Here is a 23,973-nt window from a genome sequence, read left to right on the forward strand (position 1 = left end):
TCCAACATTTAAACGTCCACCCTTCCAAATTAAAACTACCTTTACAACAAAAACCACAATTAACCGATTTAAACAATTAACCCTTAATAAGTATGCAAGGTAACGCCCCAATAGGTATTTTCGATTCAGGTTACGGAGGTTTAACGGTATTCCGTTCAATTGCCGATCAGTTACCCGATTACAACTACATCTATTTAGGCGATAATGCCCGTTCACCCTATGGCGACCATGCTTTTGATACCATTTATAAATATACTTTAGAGTGTGTAGAGTGGCTTTTTGCAAAAGGTTGCCGTTTGGTAATCCTGGCCTGCAATACGGCTTCAGCTAAAGCGCTTAGAACCATTCAACAACGCGATTTGCCTGCCAAATATCCTGATAGGAGGGTGCTAGGCGTAATCAGGCCTACAGCCGAGGTAATCGACCAGTATACAACAACCAAGCAGGTAGGTGTAATGGGCACCAGGGGAACCGTTAATTCGCAATCGTATCTGCTAGAGATCAATAAATTTTTCCCCGATATACAAGTATACCAGCAAAGCTGCCCAATGTGGGTGCCGCTCATCGAAAACAACGAACACCTGCAGTCTGGGGCCGATTTTTTTATTCAGGAATATTGTAATCAATTGCTTAGCCAATCGGCCGGTATCGATTGTGTGCTGCTGGCCTGTACACACTATCCTTTATTAATGCCTAAACTAAAAACGGTACTTCCGGCTCATATGAACGTTTTGGCGCAGGGCGATATTGTGGCTGCCAGTTTGGTAGATTATTTAAAAAGACACCCTGAAATCGAAGAAAAACTAGGTAGACAAGGCGAAAGGCATTTTTATACCAGTGGCGATCCTGCAGCGTTTGATGAACATGCCTCTATATTTTTTGGCGAAGCACTGAAATCGAATAAAATGTAGTTTATTGGATCAGCAGGGGACGAAATTTCAAAGGTTAATCGGTTAACTGTTTGAATTGGTTAACTGAGAACTGCCAATTGCCAACTGAATACCAGTCCTTTACATTGGCTGTCTTTTTCAACCACTTAACTGACTCCAAACTGTCAACTCGAAACTACCTTACTGCGGTAAATTTTCAACCCTCACCAATACTGTTGGCGACGATAAGGCTTCTAAAAAGGCTACTACAGCATCTTTTTCGGCAATACTTAACTTTAAACCTTTTAATAACTTATCGTTCTTTGGTAATAAAGGATCATTAACCTGTTCGGGTTTAACGCGCTGGTTTGGCATACCTACATTATACATATTCATTACTCCGTCCATATCCGGAAACAAACCATTGTGGAACCATGGCGCGGTTTTCATTACATTCCTTAAACCAGGTGTTTTAAATTTACCTACATCTTCGGCTTTTTTCGTAACGTTATACAAGCCCAAATCTTCATATTTACGGCCATAATAAGTTAAACCATCATTGTGGAATTCGTTATCGGTAAAGAATGGCCCGTTGTGGCAATTAATACAGCGCGCCTTGGTGCGGAACAAGTGTAAACCCACCAATTGCTGATCGGTTAAGGCTTTTTTATCCTTAGACAGAAAACGATCAAAAGGAGTTCTTCTGCTTACTATGCTGCGCTGAAAGGTAGCTAGGCTTTCAAAAATGCGTTTATTCGTAATTTCTTTCGAGCCAAATGCAGCGGTAAAGTAAGGTTGGTATCCCTTAATCTTGCTTAGTTTTTTGGGTAAAGCTTTCATGTCCTGGTGCATCTCATTATGTGCCGCCACTGGACTACCGGCTTGCTCTTCGAGGCTGTTGGCCCGGCCATCCCAGAACAAGCGTTTGTAAAACCAAACATTCTCTAAAGAAGGTGCATTGCGGATATTGCTTAAATGATCGTGACCAATTGATACCTGGCGACCATCTGTCCAGTGTAAATCTGGCGCATGGCAGCTCGAGCAAGAAATCTGGTTGGAACCTGATAAACGTGGATCGAAAAATAAAATTTTACCCAGCTCTACCACACTTTTAACCGAGTCGTTTTTTAAATCGACAGGAGAGGTAGGGAGTTCGCCCAGCTCCTGAAAAATAGCACCCTGATCAACTGTAGGTTTTGGCCACTGGCTGGTTGGTTTTGAATATACTTTGCGCAGGCTATCAATACTCAGTTCATCATCGTCATTAAAATTAGCCGATTGAAAAGAAAATAAGATTAATCCGGTGAGAACGATGGTAAGCGCAGCAAAAACTCTATTCATGGGATCAAAAATAAAGATTTAAGCTGATATTGGAAGAAAAACGGTCTTTGCCGGGCGCACTTGTTAATACTCTCCCAAAATCCTTTAGGTCATCTCTTCTCCAATAGTTAAGTCCAACCTTAATTCCAGCCTGGATTTGCTTAAACATGGGTATGCTATAATCTCCTGTAAGGTTAGCCCCAAACTTTGAGCTTGTATTGTAGGCGTAATCGTAATAAATTACATTTCTGGTGAATACACCTTCATTCGCCAAAAGTACATTAAAGTCAGAGTCAAGATATTGATTATACAATCCGGTTACACTAATTCCCCAGTTGTGGTTGTTTTTATTCTGGTGGTTTATGCCGTAGCTTAATGAATAGTTGAGTTGGTTAAACCTGATATCGTTACCAGCAACACCATCTTGTTTACGTTCTTCATATTTACTTAGGCCTAAACCGAAATTGTGGGTGTACTGATTTTTCTTTAGCGTATAGCGACCTTTTATAGAGATAATGTTGTTGCTAAAAAGGTAGCTGTTAGCCAGGTAGTTATTAAGGTAGTTATCCCCCTTATTAGTTTGATAATTAAAATCCGCGCTTAGAGAATTTAAAGCCAAATGTTTTAACCAAAAAAGATGGTAGTTCTCACTAACTAAGTTGAAATCTATGAATTTAGTTATTCCGCTATTGGATCTGTAATCAAATTTTTGCTTTTCTTTCGAGGTTTGGTAGCTAAAGTTAAAATCACCGATATTCTCTGAATCATAGGTTAAGTATGCATCTATACCACTTCTGGTCTGATTGCTTTGAATCGTTCTATTGGTATTGGATTCTTCCGGTTCTCCATATCCGTTTATGAGATAATTAGTGAATTCAGGACTTACCCTTCCTTGATTGAGACTGTTGTTTTTATAAGCAACATTAGTTTTTTCGGTACCATATCCAATTCGATAAGCCGTACCAATTGTTAATTTTTTGGTGATATTATATCCAAGTGTACTAACTAAATTCAATTGATAATCATTTATTTCACCTCTTGGATCGTTAGTAGAATAGTGATCGCCAATTCTATAATTGGCACCTAATCCAATAGGTAAGTTGTCGCTTAGAATATTCTTACTTGCTAAAGTTTTTAGGTTGTAAATCGTTCTTTGATAACTGACATTTTTAACTGAACCATAATAGTATGGATTTGCCAGATTATTTAGTGTTTGATGAGCAAATGCCACACTATCTTCAACTGTTCTGCTATATGAAAATTGCCCCCATATACTAATTGATTTTAACTGTGAAATTCCTTCTGTGCTTAAAAAGGTGTTATTAATTTTTGTTGCATTTTGTGCTCTCATTAAATGTCCTTTTTCGAAATTGTGACCGATGCTTAAGTTGTTATAAGTTGCCGGCATTAATTTCTTGATGTAGAAAGGACTTGATTTTGCAAAATCATATGCTGCGAAGAGCGTTGAATCAGCAGAGAATAATTTGTTTTTTACGCTACTAGTTTGTGTGTCATCCTTCTGGCCATACGCCGTAAGTACAGAACTAAAAACTAAAAGCATATATAGAATCGTATTCTTCATTTTTGTTTTATTCGGTATTTCTATGGTGTCAACGTTATTTAAAAGCCCTCGGAGCTGCGAGTGGTAAGAAGTCAAAATCCTCAGCAGAGTTGTTGGTATCTTTCAAAATCCTTCTTCCATTCACAATACTTTCTGTTTTTCTAATTACTGATTGCGAAGAGTATGCGCCATTGGGCGCATAGGTGTATAGCGCATCCAATGTAGCGCCTAATTTTTTTGGAACACGTGAGGCAGCACTACTCGGCTGTACTTCCACTCCATCAATTATCAAATCAATTGGAATTTGGTAATATTTATCAGTACTTGATGTTGGCGGTGCAATTGTGGGATAAGGGTACTGAGGTAATTTTTTAATGTCTATAATACCTGTATTTTTAAAAATTACGTAACCCATCCGGCCTGGATTGTCGAAAATGAGATCTGTTCCACTATATGATAATACATCAACGTTTGGAACACTTGGGTTATCAATGTCCGATGCTAATGGTTTAGCCAAAAAGGGAGCATAATAGGCTTCGAAATCTGCTCCGCTTAAATCTATAGTTAAAGAAGGGTCTCTTACGGTAACTGTTTTTCCGTCAGAACCAGTAAACGGAGCCTTGTGATTTATTGCGGTTTGAGCCAGCACGATACTTTCACCCGGTTTAACAGGGTATTGTTTTCCTGTGCCTGGAATCATTAATAATGCTCTGGTATATATGTAGCCATTATTCGCATCTATACCTGTTGGCATGCCTTGCGATTTACTCCAGTCATACTGACTATTGTTTTGTCTATATATATTAGTTGAAGTGAAATTTTGGACGCCTAAGGCTTCAGCTATATATAAACTATCTGCATATAAAACTGAATCTGTATTGTTATATATTTCTATAAACTGATCGCGGAATGACGCGCCAGTTGTAGTATTAGAACCCGCATAATAAATCTGCTTAATTACCCATGGTCCGGTAGAGCCTGAAATCAGTTTTAGCTCAATTTGTTGATTATCTTCTACTGTAATGGTTTTCGATTTCTCTGAGGCATTAAAAACCACTTCCTTATCTACTTTTTCTCCAGTTAAAGCGGTGTAATCTGTTGATGGGATTTTAATAGAAGCTGATATGTCATAAACACCGGGGGAAATGGAATCAAGCGAAACGATGCCATCACTTTTAGTGATGTATTTTTGAATCAAGCCATTTTTAGCACTCTTAAATGTAACCTCAATTTTAGCTTTTGGCAATAACTTTCCTAAATCTTCTGAGGCATATGAAGCAATCACCTGGTATTTTACCGGGTGGATTCCTGTAACATTTCCCTGATATTTTTTACAAGCAGTTAAAGCTGCTGTAGCCAAAAACAATATGAATAATAATTTTCTCATCTTTTAAAGTTTAATAGATAATTCTGCTCCAAACGTTGGGCTGCTATTTGGATATTTATAAGCGCCAGTTGATGTAATGTAGTATGGACGGTGATTAAAAACGTTGTAAACATTAAATGCAAATTTGAAACGCTTTTTTATCTCTTTGGCAATACTTAAGTGGTAATTGGAAATTACACGTGGAAGATCGTTTTCTGATTGTTCTTCTGGTGAAATGTAAAGATGGCCATAAGAAGTATTTGTTTTATCGAAACTGGTAATGGCAGTATATTGGTTAAACCTATTATAGTAACCAACAGGAATTCTTGAGCTTGCTGTATTTATTTTTTTGTCTAGAAGATCGAATTCTGCAACGAATGATACAACCAAGCTTAACTTAGGGATGTGGGTTACACTTGTAACTCTTGCATTACTAAAATATGATTTTTTGTTTAAAGGCTCATAAACACCTATATATGCATAATTTGGATCTGTGGGAATAACATTAGGCATTTGATTACTTAAGGTATATGAATTCGAACCATAAAATGTCCTGAAAAGGCCACCACTTAAATTAAACGCTGTTTTGATTTCTTTAATTTCAGGTGTATTTAGAATCACTTCAAAACCTTGATTGTCTGATGAAAGGTCATTTTTAAAAGTAGAGTAGTTGATGGCATATAACTTAGAGCCATTTTGTACAACCGTTGGTTTTGAACCTGGATTAATAGTAGCTGTATATGTTGGCAATTCTATAGCTTGTAAAGTTTGAACTGTTGAAATTCCATTTCTGGATTTCTTACTATAAGCTGATATGGATAGATTGAATTTTTGTATTTTGATTTGGGCTGATAACTCAATGCTTTCACTTTTTGATGGTTTTAAGTTGACATTGGTAGGATCATATCTTTCTACGTACACCAAATATGTACTCTCATTAACTTTACCATTGTAAGCATTTAATAATGGGATCTCGAAGAAAGTGGGGCCTGGGTAACGCTGTGCCAAAGCTGGTGATTTGTATGATAAACCATAGGCAAGACCTATTCTAAAAGTTTTACTTAACTCATAATTAATATTGGTTCTTGGCGAAAAAGATCCATATCCGTTTTGTAAATCAGACCGAATACCTGCTCTTACATTTAATGGTTTACCTAGTATGGTTGCGGTGAAAAGATCTTCAATATAAAAGCCAATATCTTTTTGGGCAACAGCTAAGCTGAAGTCGTAAAAGCGTTCAGAGCTCTTTGTTCCTAATGAAGTGCTTGCAACCTTCGACCCACTTCTTGGCTCATTTGGGTCTATAGTTTGCCCGAGGCCTTTGTTTGCACTGTAACTAAAACTTGTTCCGAAAGAAAGATTGTGTACAAGATTCCCAGTAGCAAAACCACCTGTGAAATCAAGATTTGCCGATGCTGTTATTGGTCGGCCATCAATTAAAGATTTTGCTGTATAAACCCCAGTATCGTATGTTCCTTCATGAATGCCCGTTGTTGTAGCAGTGGTATATAAGACATAAGGATCATTCACTAATTCTTCTTTATAGCTTATCTGATGACCTTCAGAATACCTTAAGTTTAATCCAATATTTTTTAAGAATCCAGAGTTAACTCTATAATTGCTTCTGTTTGCAACACTAAAATTCCAGCTATCGAATTTAGAAGCTGTACTTTTTTCATCATCAGGATCAAATTTAATCCCATCAAGGTTTCTTCCATAATCTACACTGAGCGTGTTCTTTAGTTGTTTAGTTTTTCCAAATAAATTAGTCCACATGGCATTAGTGTTGATTCTGCGGTAGGCTTTTAATTTATCGCGGTTATCTTCGAAAGAGTTAACATAGTTTATACCAACATTTACAGCTCCATATTTAGGACTGATTTCAAAGCCTTTTGAAAAACCATAAGATGTAGCATTATCTCTTAATTGCATACGTACGTAAGCGGGAGACTTACCTGCCTGGCGCTCAATAATGATAGCACCATCAGTTAAATCGCCATATTTGGCAGGAGCAATACCTGCAATAACTTCAATACTTTCAATATTATCAGCAGGTATTTGGCGTAAATCTGTTCCACCAAAAGTGTAATCGCCAGTATATCCTGTTTTATCGTCGCCGGTTCCTCTTATGCCGTAGGCTCCACTTTTTACGAATGATTGGCCCACTCCTCCACTTCTTCCTGGGTTGAAACTCTGCATGTTCGCATTATTACTGATTGTATTTCCATCCATAATAATGGCAATACCAAAAGCATTATTAAGTTCGTAATCTCCTTTTCCATCAGTTGTAGGGGCGTAAGATGCCCTTAAATTGATGTTTTGTACGTTTTGTAAAGAGGGTGGCTGGATTTTTCTATTCGGAATCTGATTCAACAAATCGTTTACACTCAATGCCGGAGTTTGTTCAATCAAATCTCTGGTAATAATCAGTGATGAGTTGGTAGAACCCGAGTAATTTCGTTTGGCGTTGATCTCGATATTCTCCAGACTTAAATCTAAAACCTTAAGGGTAATACTGCCCATATTGGTTTCTCCGGCCTTAACGGTTACTGTTTGGCTTAACTTCTGGTAACCGATGTACGAAAATTCGAGGGTTAAAATGTTATTCGTTTCCGATCCGTTAACCCTGAACATACCATTCTTATCAGTAATGGCGTATTGGTTGGTTTCTACAATTTTGATATTAACAAGCTCTAAGGGCTTATTTTGCGGGTCGACCATTTTTCCGGTAACCACGTTCTTGATTTGCGCCAGCGCAGTGAAACAAACAAAGAAGAATAATAGTGATGTGTAAAGTTTCTTCAATTTAGACTAAATCTTAATAATGATGCAAAAGTGTGAATTTTACACTTACTATGCAAATTATTTAGAAAGATTCTAATTAATAAGACGGATTCATCTGGCTTTAGCTTGATTTGAGATAGTTTTACTTCATCTGTCAGATAAACCTCATCATAATAAAAGAAAGCATTTTTGTTTAGGTTCTAATGGTTTAAAAGGATAACTTTGCGGCTTCAAACCCACACAATGAGTGATCAGATAAAACACGAATGCGGAATCGCTTTTATTCGCCTGTTAAAACCACTTTCTTACTACCAGCAAAAGTACGGTACAGCACTTTACGGCCTTAACAAATTATATCTTTTAATGGAAAAACAGCATAACCGGGGCCAGGATGGCGCAGGTATTGCCACCATTAAGCTGGATATGAAACCGGGCAGCAGGTACATTAGCCGATACCGGAGCATGGCTTCTAATGCGGTAGCGGATATTTTCGAATATGTTCAGAACAAATTTGTCGATATCCAGGAAAATACGCCTGAATTAATGCAGGATACAGAATGGCTCAAAAACAACGTAAGCTTTATTGGCGAGGTGTTATTGGGTCATTTGCGTTATGGTACACATGGTAAAAACAGTATCGAAAATTGCCACCCTTTTTTAAGGCAAAACAACTGGATGACCCGTAACCTGGTAATTGCCGGTAACTTTAACATGACCAATGTTGATGAGTTATTGGAACAATTATACGAGTTAGGCCAGCATCCAAAAGAAAAAGCAGATACGGTAACAGTACTGGAAAAAATCGGTCACTTTTTGGATGATGAAAACCAGGAGCTTTTCGATCAATACAAAAAAGAAGGGCATGACAATGTTGCGATTACGCAAAAAATTGCCGATCATTTAGATATTGCCAATATTCTTCGCCGCTCGGCTAAAACCTGGGATGGTGGTTACTCGATTTGCGGTATGGTTGGTAATGGCGATTCGTTCATCATGCGCGATCCGGCAGGTATCCGTCCGGCCTATTACTATTATGATGATGAAATTGTGGTTGCAGCTTCAGAGCGTCCGGCTTTACAAACTGCATTTAACATACAGTTCAAAGATGTTAAAGAGATCGATCCGGGTCATGCTTTAATTATCAAGAAAAACGGTGAGGTAAGCATGGAGCAGTTCCGTGAGCCTACCGAAAGGTTATCGTGTTCGTTTGAGCGGATCTATTTCTCGAAAGGAAGTGATGTTGAAATTTACCGCGAGCGTAAACAACTAGGTCGTTTATTAAGCGATAAAATTTTGAAAGCCGTAAATTACGACTTGAAAAACACGGTTTTCTCATTCATCCCGAATACAGCTGAAGTAGCCTTTTTTGGTATGGTTGATGGCGTACAGCGTTATGTACGTAACCACCAGAAAGAAACACTTTTACATAAAAAAGAGCAGTTAACCGACGAGCAGTTAGACGATTTATTGTCGATGGCCCCAAGAGTAGAAAAACTGGCCGTTAAAGATGTTAAACTGCGTACATTTATTACGCAGGATGCTGACCGCAGTGAAATGGTGGCCCATGTTTATGATACTACTTATGGTATTATTAACAACCACAAGGATACTTTGGTAGCATTAGACGATTCGATTGTTCGTGGTACTACGCTTAAGCAAAGTATCATTAAAATTGTAGACCGTTTACACCCTAAGAAAATTATCATTGTTTCTTCTGCACCTCAAATCCGTTACCCTGATTGTTATGGTATTGATATGAGCCGCATGGGGCAGTTTGTAGCTTTTGATGCAGCTATACAACTGCTTACCGAGCGTGGCATGTGGCAGGTAATTGAAGATGTTTACACCAAATGTAAAGCTTCGTTATTGTTGCCTAAAGAGGAGATTGTAAACCACGTTAAGGATATCTATAAACCGTTTACGCCAGAAGAAATTTCGGCTAAAATTGCACAGATTATTACCCCAAAAGGTACTGTTGCAGAGGTTGAAGTAATTTACCAAAGTTTAGAGAACCTGCACGAAGCTTGTCCGAAAAACAAAGGTGATTGGTATTTCTCTGGAAATTACCCTACACCAGGTGGTAACAAAGTGGTAAACAAAGCTTTTGTTAACTGGAAAGAAGGAAATAACCAAAGGGCGTATTAATCCCTAAAATATTTTGAATAATAGATAGCTCATATTTTTATATGGGCTATTTTTTTGTTCACGAAGGCACAGAGAAGTTTTTTATAATCTGCTATCATTCATTGCGTCATTCTAAATTTATTTCAGGATCTATTTTGTGTTTCCATATCTCGAACCAATACCGGCTCCGATTCCGTGGTTCGTGTCCTCACGAACTACTAACATCATGTTTAAAATGGCAATTCTTATTTTTTGTTCCCGCAGATTAAGCAGATTTAAACGCAGATTTTATTTGTAGTTCAAGCCTACTCCGTGGTTTGTCCTCACGAACTACTAATACTATGTTTTAATAAAATATTTCCGTGTAATCTTCGTTTCCGTGGCTAAAAATACGCTGTGCCCTAAGTGGTGTTAAAAACCTATGCGTAAAATTTCAGGTAGGTTTTAATAATGAGCCAGAAGGCGAAAAAGATGATCACCACACCTGCAATTTTATTCAGCTTTTTAAGTGCATCTTCTTTTATTTTATAACGGAGCTTACTCGAGTAAAAGCTCTTTGCTCCATCGATACTTAACTGGGTGGCCATTGCAATAAAGAAGCAAACCAGTTTTTCGTTTAGCATGTTGTTAAGCTTAACAGAAATAATACCACTCACAATAATCCAGAACATGAGGGTAGAAGGAGTGAGGATGCACATTAAAAAGCCTTTTAGAACGTAACCACGTTTACTTACTTTTTGTAGCGTAGTGCTATCGTAATGCACCGTGATTTTAGAAACCAGGTAATAAATACCTACTGCAAGCAGAAATACACCGCCAATACTGCCTACATATTTATCGAATTCGGCTTTATAATCGAAAAACTGACTGCCGAAAAGTACTAATCCAATTAGTATAATATCGCTGATAATTACGCCAACGGCTAAAGAGAAACCAGCCTTGAAGCCTCTTTCTATGCTGGTTTTGATCATTGCAAAAAATACCGGCCCTGTTAAAAACGACGAAATAATCCCTGCTCCTATACCTAGTAATATGGCTTCAAACATGCATTGTGATCTTTAGAATATGCGAATATGCAATTTTATACCTAAACATATAACATTTATTTTTGTTGCATAGGTTGCATAAAAAATACTGGTTATTAGTTTTTTTTATTTATGTTTAGACCCACTAAAACTAAATTTATAATATGAATTCAGAACAAACGCAAACCAAGTGGGCGCAGTTTATCCCACTGGTCACCGTATTCTTTTTTTGGGGCTTTGTAGCCGCCAGTAACGACATTCTCATCCCGGTATTTAAAAAGGCTTTTGATTTATCGCAAGCCGAAAGTCAGTTGGTTTCATTGGCATTTTACATTGCATATACTGTGGGTGCGTTAATTTACAATCTAATTTCTGTTATTATGGGACAGGATATTGTAAACAAACTAGGCTATAAAAATTCATTGTCACTTGGTTTGGTTATCTCGGCAGCGGGTACCTTACTTTTTTACCCGGCTGCAAATCTTCACTCTTTCCCGTTAATGCTTTCGGGCTTGTTTATTGTAGCTTTGGGTTTCTCTTTACAGCAAACTGTTGCCAACCCATTGGCTATTGCCTTAGGTCCCATTAAAACAGGTTCGCAACGTTTAACACTTGCAGGTGGTATTAATAACTTTGGTACAACCATCGGTCCGCTTATTGTAAGTTTTGCCATTTTTGGTTCTGCAGCAAATGCGAATACCAACATTAGTGTAGAGAGCGTTAAAATTCCCTATTTAATTTTGGGAGTAGCTTTTATTGCGGTAGCGATTTTCTTAAAAATGTCATCTTTGCCTGATAGACCTGCTTTAGTGGAAGCCTCGGCAGATGATACTAAATCGATTAAGGGATCTGCATTAAATTATCCGCAATTGGTTTTGGGTATGATAGCCATCTTTGTTTATGTAGGTGTTGAGGTTTCGACAGCGAGTAACTTGCCTGCTTACATGGAGAAAGATTTAGGTTTCGAAATTAAAGATATTGCGCCATATATTTCGTTGTACTGGGCCAGTATGATGATTGGCCGTTGGACAGGAGCTGTTGAAGCTTTTACCGATAATGTAAGCACTCAGAAAATATTGCGTTTTATTGCGCCTTATTTAGCCTTTGGTATTTTTCTATTAGTAAATGCCATCGCAAAACATGATCTAGCTCCTTTTTATGTTTACGCAGCTATTATTCTGGTACTGATTGTAGCAGATATGGCCAGTAAAGGTAACCCGGCCAGGATGTTGTTGATTTTCTCTGCCATTGGTATTACTGCTCTGTTAATTGGTATGTTTACTACCGGTATGACGAGTGTTTACGCCATTACCAGCGTTGGTTTGTTCTGCAGTACTTTATGGCCATGTATCTTTACTTTAGCTGTTAGTGGTTTAGGTAAACATACCAGTCAGGGTAGTAGCTTCTTAATTATGATGATTATGGGCGGTGGTATTATCAGCTGGTTACAAGGTTATGTATCTGAGTTTACAGGTATTCAATACAGTTATGTGGTTGGGATTATCTGTTTTGCTTATCTGGCATTTTATGCATGGAGAGTGGCATCTATATTAAGATCACAAGGAATTAACTTCGACCAGAAAATTTCTGGCGGACATTAATTTTTAATAAAGTAATTTAGCAGCCACAAAGATGAATTTCTTTGTGGCTTTTTTTATTTAAACAAATGACAGATAAACCAAGTTTCGATTCCATTTTTATGAACCTGGCCACCGATTTGGCTGCCCGCTCACATTGTGTGCGTGCGCATGTTGGTGCGGTTTTAACAAAAGATACCCGCATTATTTCTATCGGTTATAACGGTCCACCGGCTGGCACTCACAATTGCGATGAGGAATGGCCTGAGCATGGTTGTGCCCGAGATAGTAAGGGGAGCTGCTCTTTGGCCTTACATGCCGAAGAAAATGCGATTCTTTATGCCTCAAAAAACGGATCGAAGATTGAAGGTTGCACGCTGTACACTACTTTGTCGCCTTGTATTGCCTGCGCCCGCCTGATTTTATCGTCAGGTATCAAGCTGGTGTACTATTCAAAATCGTATGCAGCATACAAAGGCTTACCAAGTGATGAGGGCGTAGATTTTTTAAGGAAATTTGGTGTAGAGGTGGTTTTGATTGAATCTTAAAGATTCATTTGTTCATTGGTAACCGCAAATTGAGAACTGTTAGTTGATCATCTGTTTATAAGGTTAATAGGTTTTATCTGGTCATAGCGCATTGTACGTTGCCTTTCGAAGTTGCTGGGGGGAGAAACAAGAGGCCTTGGAAGTTAAGCTCAGTTAATAGAATAATTTGCTCGGTTAGATTTTTATAGATTTTGACCCTTGACTTAGGACTATATTCTGGATAATCAGATGTCCTAAGCCTCGCGATAATGCCCATCTCCATGCCCTCTGCCCCAAGCCCTCTGCCTGCATTAAAAATCTTAAATCTCAGGTCTCAAATCTCATATCTAATTGGTACCTTTGCGGATGCAAGAAAAAATCATTATCGTCGATTTTGGTTCGCAGTTTACACAACTCATTGCCCGTAGGGTTCGCGAACTAAATATTTACTGTGAAATATATCCATACAACAATCTTCCTGAGATTAGCCCTGATGTAAAGGGTATTATTTTTTCAGGTAGTCCATATTCTGTTCGTCAGGAAGATGCCCCTCAAATCGATTTATCGAAATACCATTTAAAATATCCTTTACTGGCTGTTTGTTATGGTGCACAATACATTGCTCAACATTCTGGTGGCGATGTACAGCCTTCTTCAACACGCGAGTATGGCCGTGCAAACCTTAACTTTGTTAATCAGGAAAACAAATTATTTAAAGGCATTAACATCGATTCGCAGGTGTGGATGAGTCATGGCGATACCATTACCAGCATTCCGGATAATTTTGAGCTGATTGCCAGTACCGATAGTGTAAGGGTTGCCGCTTACCACATTAAAGATTCTGATACTTATGCCATTCAGTTCCACCCTGAGGTAACACACAGTATTGATGGAAAGATCCTTCTAGAAAACTTCCTTGTTGATATTTGTGGTTGCAGCCAGGATTGGACTTCAGCAGCGTTTGTTGAAACTACAATTGCCGATATTAAAGCTACAGTAGGTAATGACAAAGTTGTTTTAGCCCTTTCTGGAGGTGTTGATAGTAGTGTTGCTGCTGTATTATTGCATAAGGCTATTGGTACAAACCTACATTGTATATTTGTTGATAATGGTTTATTGCGTAAAAACGAATATGAAAGTGTTTTAGAACAATATAAAGACTTTGGCTTAAACATTAAAGGTGTTGATGCAAAGGATAAATTCTTAAGCCAGCTGGCTGGAGTAGAAGATCCGGAGCAAAAACGTAAAATCATTGGTCGCGTATTTATCGAGGTATTTGATGAAGAATCGCATTTGATCCAAGATGTAAAATGGTTAGCTCAAGGTACAATCTATCCTGATATTATCGAATCTGTATCGGTAAAGGGCCCTTCGGCAACCATCAAGTCTCACCACAATGTGGGTGGTTTACCAGACTTTATGAAACTTAAAGTGGTAGAGCCGCTTAAAACTTTGTTTAAAGATGAAGTAAGAAGAGTAGGTACTGCATTAGGTTTAGAATCGTTTATTTTAGGTCGTCACCCTTTCCCGGGACCAGGTTTAGGTATCCGTATTATTGGTGAGGTAACTGCCGAAAAAGTGGCTATTTTACAGGATGCTGATAAAATTTATATTGATAACTTAAAAGAAGCAGGTCTTTACGATCAGGTTTGGCAGGCAGGGGCAATCTTTTTGCCAGTAAGATCAGTTGGTGTGATGGGCGATGAGCGTACTTACGAAAACGTAATTGCTTTGAGAGCTGTAGAATCGCTTGATGGTATGACAGCGGATTGGTGCCACTTACCTTACCCTGTGTTGGCTAAAATTTCGAACGAAATTATTAACAAGGTGAAGGGGATTAACAGGGTGGTATACGATATTAGCTCTAAGCCACCGGCAACTATTGAGTGGGAATAGCATTTAGTCTGGGTTCCTGAGTCTTTAGTCAGGAGTCTTTATGTAAATAATATGATTATGCTAGCAAGGTGGAATAAACTTTGCTAGCATATTTTGTTAAAAACGATAGGTATGAATTTCAAAAAGGTTTATGGATTACTGGTTTGGTCTGCGTTAGTTTTAGCGGCATGTTCGCCTAAAATTAAAACCCCTAAGCCTGAACCGGCAAAACCTGTCGAGAATGAAAAAGCGATTGATAAAAAGCCTGTTAAAAAGTTTGCGCAGGGTGCCAGTGTTTCCTTATTGGTTCCGTTTAAGTTAAGCGAACTGAATTTAAAAACGGCTACCAAAGCAGAGATTGAAAAATATGCCATGCCCATCGATTTTTATCAGGGCTTTAAACTGGGCCTGGATTCAGCAGCAGCACAGGGTTTAAACTTTAAACTTAATGTTTTTGATACCGAAGATGATAACGCACATATTGCTTCGTTGTATAAGAACGATCGCTTTAAGCAGAGTAATTTAATTATTGGCCCTGTTTTTCCGGAAGGATTGAAATATATTTCTGCTTATTCGAAAGAAAACAATGCGTTGGTGGTTTCTCCATTGGCTGCTTCGCAACCAGCCGATTTTAACAACCCGAACCTGATCTCTATTGTAAACAATATCGATCTCCATGCAAAAAAAATAAGCGCTTACATTGCCAAAAACTTTAACCCTGCCAGTACCATTGTAGTGCTCATCAATCCACGGAAAACCGAAGATGAACAATTTGGTGCCCCCATCAGGAATTATTTTCAGGCTAATACTAAATTTACAGTGCAGGAGTATGCTTCGGCTTATGCTTTCGAAACCAAAATGATTAAGGGTAAACAATACGCAGTGGTGGTAACTTCTTCCGATCGTGCCTTTGTACTGCCTACTATCGAAAAACTGTACAAATTAAAGCATCTTCCGGCAGGTGGTTATAGTATAGCCCTGTTCGGTCATCCCAATTGGGTAAAACAAAACTATCCGACCGATAAAATGCAGGATTTGAATACTATCGTCAGTTCATCTTACAAAATTGATTATAAAAATAGTGCAGTAACCTCATTTATTAAAAAATATCGCTATAAATATGGCTTTGAGCCAGGAGAGTATGCCTTTAAAGGTTTCGATATTGCCTACTATTTTGGCCGTTTGCTTGCTACCTACGGCGAAGATTACAAAGATTATATTGTAAAAGACCGTTATAAAGGTTTGCATAATAATTTTTCGTTTATCCATGATGAAAAATTAGGCTATATTAACACCAGTTTAATGTTATTGAGGTTTAAAAACTTTACCTTAAACATTGTTGAGTAAACCTTAATTTCTTCCATTTTATCATACATGAGAGTAGACCATCAGATCAGAGCCTTCGAACAGATTTTAAATAGTTACGATGGAAGTTTGCCTTTACATCGGTTTCTGCCGGCTTATTTTAAGCAAAATAAGCAAATGGGCTCGTCTGACAGGAGGTGGGCTACCCGGCACGTTTATAGTTTTTTTCGTTTAGGAAAAGCCTTGCCTGCACTCAATAACGAAGAACGTTTAAGTGTTGCCGATTTTTTGTGCCACGATACACTAAGCCTGATTGTAGAGAAGAATCTTTCGGGTTTGGCAGCTAGTATTACATTGGCACTGGAAGAAAAACTTTTACTTGTTAAAGCTAAATACCCTGAATTTGATTTAACACAAGTATATCCATTTCATACTGCACTTTCTGAAAGCGTAAGTAAAGAATTGTTTTTTGCTTCTTTCTTTCAGCAGCCTGATTTATTTATCCGGGTAGCTGCGGCCGATTCGGCCAGTATTGTTGCTAAATTAGAGGATGAAAATATCCCGATTAATGCCATTTCTGATACAGCTTTAGCCATGCCTAATGGTACTAAGCTCGAAACCATTTTAAAAGAAGGAAGCTATCAGGTACAGGATCTTTCTTCGCAACATACAGGCGAATATTTTAAACCCAATAAATGGGATAAGTGGTGGGATTGCTGTGCAGCATCAGGCGGAAAAACCTTGCTTCTGCATAGCTTTGAGCCCGTAATTGAGCTTCTGGTAACCGATTTAAGAGAAAGTGTGCTCCTGAACCTAGATGAACGTTTCCGGCTGGCAGGGATCAAAAAGTACCATAAAAAAGAGCTGGATCTTTTACAAAATAACGATCAGGTTTTACACCACTATCAGTTTGACGGGGTCATTTTAGATGCACCTTGTACGGGCTCGGGCACCTGGGGGCGTACACCCGAAATGCTGACTTTTTTCGGTGAACGTAAAATCAATCAGTTTGCGACGATACAGAAGGGGATTGCCCAAAATGTAGTGAAATACCTTAAACCTGGTAAGCCATTGATTTATATCACCTGTTCGGCCTTTGCAGCAGAAAATGAAGCTATAGTTAAGCACCTTACCGATACGTTACCGCTTGAACTGGAAAAAATGGAACTGATAAAAGGGTATGAAAATCAAGCTGATACCATGTTTGTAGCGCGGCTAATCAAAACCTAGCCATGTTCAAACCATGATCTGAAATTCTTTTTGAAGTATTTTACCGCTTCGATTAAAACGGCTATAGCTCCAATAATTAAGGTATATTCTTCAAAGCTGTTCATAGTGTAATGAGCTTTCTGTTTAGATCAATATACGAAATTTTTGTTACGGATTAATGTAATAATTGTAATTATAGTCTAAGGAAAAGCGTTTTTCGTATTGCTGAACTTGTTTAAGCATCCCTCACTTTAATGGCTTTCAGCTTTATTGTAGATCTGTTTTCTACAACCCCGTATTATTTCTAAAAAGTTTAATCGCAATAGCGAGTAGAATTACCCCAAATGCCTTTCTTAGGATATTTAAGCCTGTTTTACCAAATAGTTTTTCTAATCGGTTGGTATTCTTTAAAACGAAGTATACAAAGAGTATATTCAATAAAATCCCAACCAGAATGTTCTGCGTATGGTATTCTGTTTTTAATGAAAGCAGGGTAGTCATGGTTCCGGCGCCGGCAATTAGCGGGAAAGCGAGGGGAACAATCGATACCGTTTCGGGTGCTTCTTCTTTAAAGATGGTTAAGCCCAAAACCATTTCCATGGCAATAAAAAAGATTACAAATGAGCCCGCAATGGCAAAAGATTCTACATCCAGGCCAATTACTTTTAATAAAGATTCGCCCAGGAAAAGAAAAAGGATCATTAAGCCTGCCGCCACCAATGAAGCTTTTTCAGATTCGATATGACCAGCCTTTCTGCGCAATTCGATTACTACAGGGATGGCTCCCAAAATATCGATTATGGCAAACAGCACCATCGTTGTTGATAGTATCTGGCTTAAGTTGAACGTCATAAAATCAGATTTCATAGCAGAGCAATTTTAAGCAAAGGTAGCGGAATTTGTATCAATTCCTCAATTGAACCATTATTTATTAGAAATAGAACTGTGTTCTCAGTGTAAGTACATTATCTTTTCTATCGGCTGTATAACCTTGAATCTGAGTTGCCTCATTTTTAATGATATCGTAATAAAGAACAGCTTTAAAATGCGGGTTAAAGTGATGTAAAAAGCCAAAACCAAAGGTATCAAAACGAACATCGGCAGGAGAAAGTCCTTTATCACCCGAAATATCAAGCCCTTTTACTTTAGCATTTGGATCATACCAGTCATATTTCAAAATAAGCTGGTTATCGGTACTATTTAAGGTTTGCACGAAGGTAAAGTAAGCGCCGTTAAAGGTACGGGTGTAAAATGGCAAAGCTATGGCCTTATTATCAACAGGATAAGAACCCGGAGTAGTTGAAGTGGTTGAAGTACCCGTTTGTAAGCCCGATATTACTTCTGCCCTAAGCTCCGATTTCCAGCTTTTGGTTTTTGTAGCCAGTTGGATATCGGCTCCATAATATCTTCTCGGTGCCACCTTGTTTACAGTCGAAGCCGATGAGTCTTTAACCATTTTCCACGTATCATTTGATTGCTCCATTTTGTAGCTTACGGGCAAGCGATGATCTAAACCTCCCTGAAGCGTACTTATTCCGCCAGCTATGGTGAAGTTTTTAAAAGCATAGGTTTTATGGCTTAACCTAAGGATAAAATCTTTACTGTTATCGAACTCTCCGTTACCAGCCAAGCCCTGGCCATTGTAGATACCAAAATCCAATACAATATTTTTGAGTTTGGCATCTTTCCACCGTGGGTTTAAAGTAAAGGTTACGCCAAGATCACGTTCTGTTCTCATTAAAATTTGAGACATTCTACCCCGCTCAGGTGCCTCTCTAACTGATGATGACAGTTGGAGCTCATTTCCGAATGGCCGGCCTGAAAGACCAAGGGTTACTGCTAATATCTTCCATTTGTTTTCATAGTAACGCCCCCAGAAATCTCGGATAGCCACACCTTGCTCGGTACCATCAAACTGAAGCACAAAATAAGTGGAAGGGGCTCCATCGTCTGTTAGCATCATATAATCGGCCCTTAGGCGCCCTCTTCTTAGCCTGAATCTGTTGTTAGTGAAATCACCAAAATTACCACCCTGAAATTCGGCCTGAGTACCCTTCGATTGCGCCAATTGGAACTGTGGTTGTAAATAACCACTGAAGGATAAGGAGCCGTATTTCTTCGAGATAATTAACAGGTGATTAACCGTTGTCGAGTCCATTACATCGTTAATTGTTCTTTGTGCGTAACCAGCTGAAGAAATAAAGAGCAGTAATATAATTGCAGAAATAGAAACGTGCTTAATGGAAGCAAAATAACGGGTCATGTTTTGTTTTTTTTGCAAAGGTAATTTATTAACAATTATTTAACACAAAAAAAAGCCCCGACTTTTAAATCGGGGCTTTAAATTTTTTAAATATTCAGCTTATTTCGAATCTTTTAAATGAGAATTCTTTTTGCTGTATCCAAAATAGATAATAAAACCTAGAGCTAACCAGCCAAATAACCTTAACCAGTTTGTCCAGCCTAAACCTAGGATCATTAATCCACAGGTTACAACACCTAAAATAGGAATGATAGGAACCCAAGGTGTTCTGAACTGACGTGGAAGATCTGGATCAGTTTTTCTTAAGATAATTACCGCGATACAAACCAACATAAAGGCAAATAAAGTACCGATACTAGTCATATCACCTACCACATCGCCAGGGATGAAAGCAGCAAATAAACCTACAATTACCAAAATTACTAAGTTGGCTTTGTACGGTGTTTTGAATTTAGGGTGTAAATCGCTGAACATTTTTGGCAATAAGCCATCTTTACTCATCGAATAAAACACGCGGCTCTGGCCTAATAACATTACCAGGATTACAGAAGAGAAACCTGCCAAAATAGCTACAGTAACCAATTTAGCTAACCAGCCGTAACCTGTCATATATTCGCTAATTGCAGCCACTACCGATGCTTCGCCACCTTTAGTTCTGAAGAACTCAACTGGAGCAATACCGGTTAAAACGTGTGCAAATAAAATGTATAAAACGGTACAAACAGCTAATGAGCCTAAGATACCAATTGGCATTGCTGTTTTAGGGTTTTTAGTTTCCTGCGCTGCAGTACTAACCGCATCAAAGCCGATAAAGGCAAAAAATACCGTTCCAGCAGCGCCGAGAACACCCCAGAAACCACCAAAACTATGGCTGATGCCAGCATGGTCTACATAAGTAGTTGCTTCAGGAATATACGGATGGTGGTTCGCCTCATGAATAAAGCCCCAGCCTAAAACAATAATTAAGATTACAATACTTACTTTGGTAATTACGATAAGACCGTTTACAAAAGCAGATTCTGAAGTTCCTTTAATTAACAGTAAACTCAATAAACCAACAATAAATAAAGCAGGAAGATTGATAATGCCGCTTACGGTACCATCAGGATGTGATTGGAAAGGTGAGTGGCACCATTCGTAAGGTATGGGCGATGTATGGAGTACTTCGACCAGTAATTTATTCAGGTATTCGCTCCAGGCAATACCTACTGTTGCAGCTCCAACTGCATATTCTAATACTAAATCCCAACCAATTACCCAAGCCATAAGCTCGCCCATGGTGGCATAAGTGTAAGTGTACGCACTACCTGAGATCGGAATGGATGATGATAATTCTGCGTAGCATAAACCGGCCAATGCGCAACCAATTGCGGCAATGATAAAGCCGATGGTAACGGATGGCCCAGCATTTTGTGCCGCTGCTGCTGCTGTTCTAACAAATAGACCAGCACCAATAATTGCGCCCACACCTAATGCCACTAGTGCACCTGCGCTAAGTGTACGCTTTAAGCCTTTGGCTGAATCTCCTGCTTCTTCTAGCAGTAAATGCATCGGCTTCTTAGTAAATAAACCCATATTTTAGTTTTTGTTTAGATTATTTCAGCTCCAAACCTAAATAAAAATTACGGAAAAGTAAAAGGGATGATAGTTAAAAATCCCTTTTACACTTTTTCTATCTAGGTTTTTACAACTAACGCTGTAAAGTGTCTGTGGTATTCGTTAAAGTGTCGGTAATTGTATGGCCTAAACTATCGGTTTTTTGCTCAATTCTGATTTCTTTGCGAACTTCTGTACGGTGTTCGCCTGCAATTGCCTTAACTGCGATGTAAGGTGCAATAACAAGTGAAACGATAGACATTAATTTGATCAAAATATTCATTGAAGGACCTGATGTATCTTTAAAAGGATCACCAACAGTATCTCCTGTAACCGAAGCCTTGTGCGGCTCTGATTTTTTATAGTGTGTTTCACCGTTAATCACTACGCCTTGTTCAAAAGATTTCTTGGCATTATCCCAGGCACCACCTGCATTGCTTTGGAAAATTCCCATCAATACACCGGTTACGGTAACACCGGCCAGTAAACCGCCTAAAACTTCAGGGCCAAAGGTAAAGCCTACAATTACTGGTGTAATTAAGGCAATGGCACCAGGCATCATCATTTCACGGATAGAAGCTTTGGTAGAGATGGCCACACATTTTTCGTATTCTGGCTTGGCTTTGTATTCCATAATACCAGGTATTTCGCGGAATTGGCGACGTACTTCCTGTACCATATCCATGGCAGCTTTACCCACGGCCTGGATACATAGCGCAGAGAAAATAAAAGGAATCATTCCGCCAACAAATAAACCGGCCAGTACTGGTGCTTTATAGATATCGATAGCCGAAATGCCTGCAATTCCAACAAAGGCTGCGAATAAAGCTAGTGAGGTAAGCGCTGCAGAAGCAATAGCGAAGCCTTTACCGGTAGCTGCAGTGGTATTTCCAACCGCATCTAAATTATCGGTGCGTTCGCGTACTTCTGGCGGCAACTGGCTCATTTCGGCAATACCACCTGCATTATCGGCAATCGGTCCGAAAGCATCGATGGCTAACTGCATGGCTGTAGTAGCCATCATTCCGGCTGCGGCAATGGCCACACCATATAAACCTGCAAAATGAAAGGAAGCCATAATACCGCCTGCCAATACCAAAATCGGAACTACTGTAGATTTCATACCTACTGATAAGCCTGCAATAATATTGGTAGCATGACCTGTAGAAGATTGCTGGATAATAGAGTTTACAGGTTTTTTGCCCATTGCAGTAAAGTATTCGGTAACGATACTCATAATAGTACCCACTACTAAACCCACCATAATGGCATAAAATACATTGGTGTTCGAAAACTCGTAACCACGAAGGCTTAGGGTTTCAGGCAGCATCCATTTAACAATAAAGAAAGAAGCTACCGCGGTTATTATAATTGATGACCAGTTTCCCAGATTCAGGGCATTCTGTACGTTCGATTTTTCGTCTTTAATGGTAACAAACCAGGTTCCTATAATAGAGAATATAATACCTAAACCACAAATTACCATAGGCAAAAGAATTGGCGACATGCCACCAAATTTATCAGTAACATTAATTTCCTGACCTAATACCATTGTTGCTAAAATTGTAGCTACATACGAGCCGAATAAATCTGCACCCATTCCGGCAACATCACCTACGTTATCACCTACGTTATCGGCAATGGTGGCGGGGTTACGTACATCATCTTCCGGTATACCTGCTTCAACCTTACCAACCAAATCGGCACCAACATCAGCCGCTTTAGTGTATATACCTCCACCTACGCGGGCAAATAAAGCAATCGATTCGGCTCCCAATGAGAAACCTGTTAAAACCTCTATGGCTGTTTTCATTTCGGTGCTATTAACCGAAACTACGTTGAAATGCTTTAAAAATACAATGAATAACCCGCCTAAACCTAAAACGGCAAGGCCTGCAACACCAAGCCCCATAACAGTTCCGCCGGTAAACGAAACTTTTAAGGCTTGCTTTAAACTGGTTCTTGCAGCCTGTGTAGTACGTACGTTGGCTTTAGTAGCCGCTTTCATACCAATGTAGCCTGCAGTTGCCGAAAACACTGCGCCTATAATAAAGGATATAGATATAATCCAGCTTGAATGCAATGGAATACCATTAATTTCGGTAACGGTGCCCGAATAGGCCAATAATGCAGCTGTAAAAACAGCAAAAATACTCAATACCCTCCATTCGGCTTTTAAAAAGGCCATTGCACCATCGGCTATATAACCAGCAAGCTCCTGCATGTTTTTATCACCCGCATCCTGTTTGCTTACCCAGGCACTTTTAATTAGCATAACTATAATACCGACAAGGCCCAGGGCCGGAATACAGTAAATTAAATTGTTTTGTAAAAAATCCATAGTTAATAATTGGTTTATATTTGGTTATTTGTTTTGCGGGTTATTAAAGGATTAAACTGTTTTTACGAAATAAGGTTTTAGCTTTTTAGCCTTACGCACCTGTCTCACCACATTTATATCTAGCAAGTTAATAAAATATTTATCATCCGTATATAAATGTAATGGCGAATAAAAAAATGTTCAGTTAAAATAATACATGGATTATCGTTTTTTTAAAATAAATTAGCCCCT

General features: G+C 38.7%; 16 protein-coding genes. 7 read left to right on the plus strand and 9 right to left on the minus strand.

The window, feature by feature from the left end:
- Positions 1-92: 92 nt before the first annotated feature.
- The gene (gene murI / locus DBR40_RS09665; protein ID WP_124559546.1) at positions 93-911 is read left to right on the plus strand and encodes a glutamate racemase; all 819 of its coding nucleotides are present in this window, start codon (positions 93-95) and stop codon (positions 909-911) included.
- 159 nt (positions 912-1,070) lie between these two features.
- Here murI and DBR40_RS09670 read toward each other — a convergent pair whose 3' ends face one another.
- The 4 genes from DBR40_RS09670 to DBR40_RS09685 are packed head-to-tail and all read right to left on the minus strand — an operon-like array spanning position 1,071 to position 7,921.
- Positions 1,071-2,210 carry a cytochrome-c peroxidase gene (locus DBR40_RS09670; protein WP_124559547.1) on the minus strand — a complete coding sequence of 380 codons (1,140 nt, stop codon included), beginning with the start codon at positions 2,208-2,210 and terminating at the stop codon, positions 1,071-1,073.
- A 4-nt stretch (positions 2,211-2,214) separates the two neighbouring features.
- Positions 2,215-3,771 (minus strand): DUF6850 family outer membrane beta-barrel protein, encoded by a 1,557-nt coding sequence (locus DBR40_RS09675; RefSeq protein ID WP_124559548.1) that lies wholly within the window; start codon positions 3,769-3,771, stop codon positions 2,215-2,217.
- Positions 3,772-3,805: 34 nt separating this feature from the next.
- Entirely contained in the window at positions 3,806-5,137 is a 1,332-nt protein-coding gene (locus DBR40_RS09680; RefSeq protein WP_124559549.1) for a DUF4876 domain-containing protein, read from the minus strand.
- Positions 5,138-5,140: 3 nt separating this feature from the next.
- The gene (locus tag DBR40_RS09685) at positions 5,141-7,921 is read right to left on the minus strand and encodes a TonB-dependent receptor domain-containing protein (RefSeq protein WP_124559550.1); all 2,781 of its coding nucleotides are present in this window, start codon (positions 7,919-7,921) and stop codon (positions 5,141-5,143) included.
- Between the two features lie 222 nt (positions 7,922-8,143).
- Here DBR40_RS09685 and DBR40_RS09690 point away from each other — a divergent pair, with 222 nt between their 5' ends.
- Positions 8,144-10,045 carry a class II glutamine amidotransferase gene (locus tag DBR40_RS09690; protein ID WP_124559551.1) on the plus strand — a complete coding sequence of 634 codons (1,902 nt, stop codon included), beginning with the start codon at positions 8,144-8,146 and terminating at the stop codon, positions 10,043-10,045.
- A gap of 398 nt (positions 10,046-10,443) precedes the next feature.
- On the opposite strand, the gene DBR40_RS09695 is transcribed toward DBR40_RS09690, so the two are convergent.
- Entirely contained in the window at positions 10,444-11,070 is a 627-nt protein-coding gene (locus DBR40_RS09695; RefSeq protein ID WP_124559552.1) for a LysE family translocator, read from the minus strand.
- Between the two features lie 143 nt (positions 11,071-11,213).
- Here DBR40_RS09695 and DBR40_RS09700 point away from each other — a divergent pair, with 143 nt between their 5' ends.
- From DBR40_RS09700 to DBR40_RS09720, 5 genes are all read left to right on the plus strand, one after another.
- Positions 11,214-12,650: an MFS transporter gene (locus DBR40_RS09700; RefSeq protein ID WP_124559553.1), complete on the plus strand. Its 1,437-nt coding sequence runs from the start codon at positions 11,214-11,216 to the stop codon at positions 12,648-12,650.
- A 65-nt stretch (positions 12,651-12,715) separates the two neighbouring features.
- A complete protein-coding gene (locus DBR40_RS09705; RefSeq protein ID WP_086547433.1) occupies positions 12,716-13,174 on the plus strand; it encodes a deoxycytidylate deaminase in 459 nt (152 codons plus the stop codon).
- Between the two features lie 345 nt (positions 13,175-13,519).
- Positions 13,520-15,049, plus strand: coding sequence for a glutamine-hydrolyzing GMP synthase (gene guaA / locus DBR40_RS09710; RefSeq protein ID WP_124559554.1), 1,530 nt, complete (start codon positions 13,520-13,522; stop codon positions 15,047-15,049).
- 111 nt (positions 15,050-15,160) lie between these two features.
- Entirely contained in the window at positions 15,161-16,375 is a 1,215-nt protein-coding gene (locus DBR40_RS09715) for an ABC transporter substrate-binding protein (protein WP_124559555.1), read from the plus strand.
- 27 nt (positions 16,376-16,402) lie between these two features.
- Positions 16,403-17,563: an RsmB/NOP family class I SAM-dependent RNA methyltransferase gene (locus DBR40_RS09720; RefSeq protein WP_124559556.1), complete on the plus strand. Its 1,161-nt coding sequence runs from the start codon at positions 16,403-16,405 to the stop codon at positions 17,561-17,563.
- A gap of 264 nt (positions 17,564-17,827) precedes the next feature.
- On the opposite strand, the gene DBR40_RS09725 is transcribed toward DBR40_RS09720, so the two are convergent.
- The 4 genes from DBR40_RS09725 to DBR40_RS09740 all read right to left on the minus strand — a co-directional run bounded on the left by DBR40_RS09725 (position 17,828) and on the right by DBR40_RS09740 (position 23,742).
- Positions 17,828-18,394: a MarC family protein gene (locus DBR40_RS09725; RefSeq protein ID WP_124559579.1), complete on the minus strand. Its 567-nt coding sequence runs from the start codon at positions 18,392-18,394 to the stop codon at positions 17,828-17,830.
- Between the two features lie 79 nt (positions 18,395-18,473).
- Positions 18,474-19,823, minus strand: coding sequence for a porin (locus DBR40_RS09730; protein ID WP_233603843.1), 1,350 nt, complete (start codon positions 19,821-19,823; stop codon positions 18,474-18,476).
- An 81-nt stretch (positions 19,824-19,904) separates the two neighbouring features.
- Positions 19,905-21,380 (minus strand): amino acid permease, encoded by a 1,476-nt coding sequence (locus DBR40_RS09735; RefSeq protein ID WP_124559558.1) that lies wholly within the window; start codon positions 21,378-21,380, stop codon positions 19,905-19,907.
- Between the two features lie 115 nt (positions 21,381-21,495).
- Entirely contained in the window at positions 21,496-23,742 is a 2,247-nt protein-coding gene (locus tag DBR40_RS09740) for a sodium-translocating pyrophosphatase (protein ID WP_124559559.1), read from the minus strand.
- Between the last annotated feature and the right edge of the window lie 231 nt (positions 23,743-23,973).

The sequence above is a fragment of the Pedobacter sp. KBW01 genome (assembly GCF_003852395.1).
GTDB lineage: Bacteria > Bacteroidota > Bacteroidia > Sphingobacteriales > Sphingobacteriaceae > Pedobacter.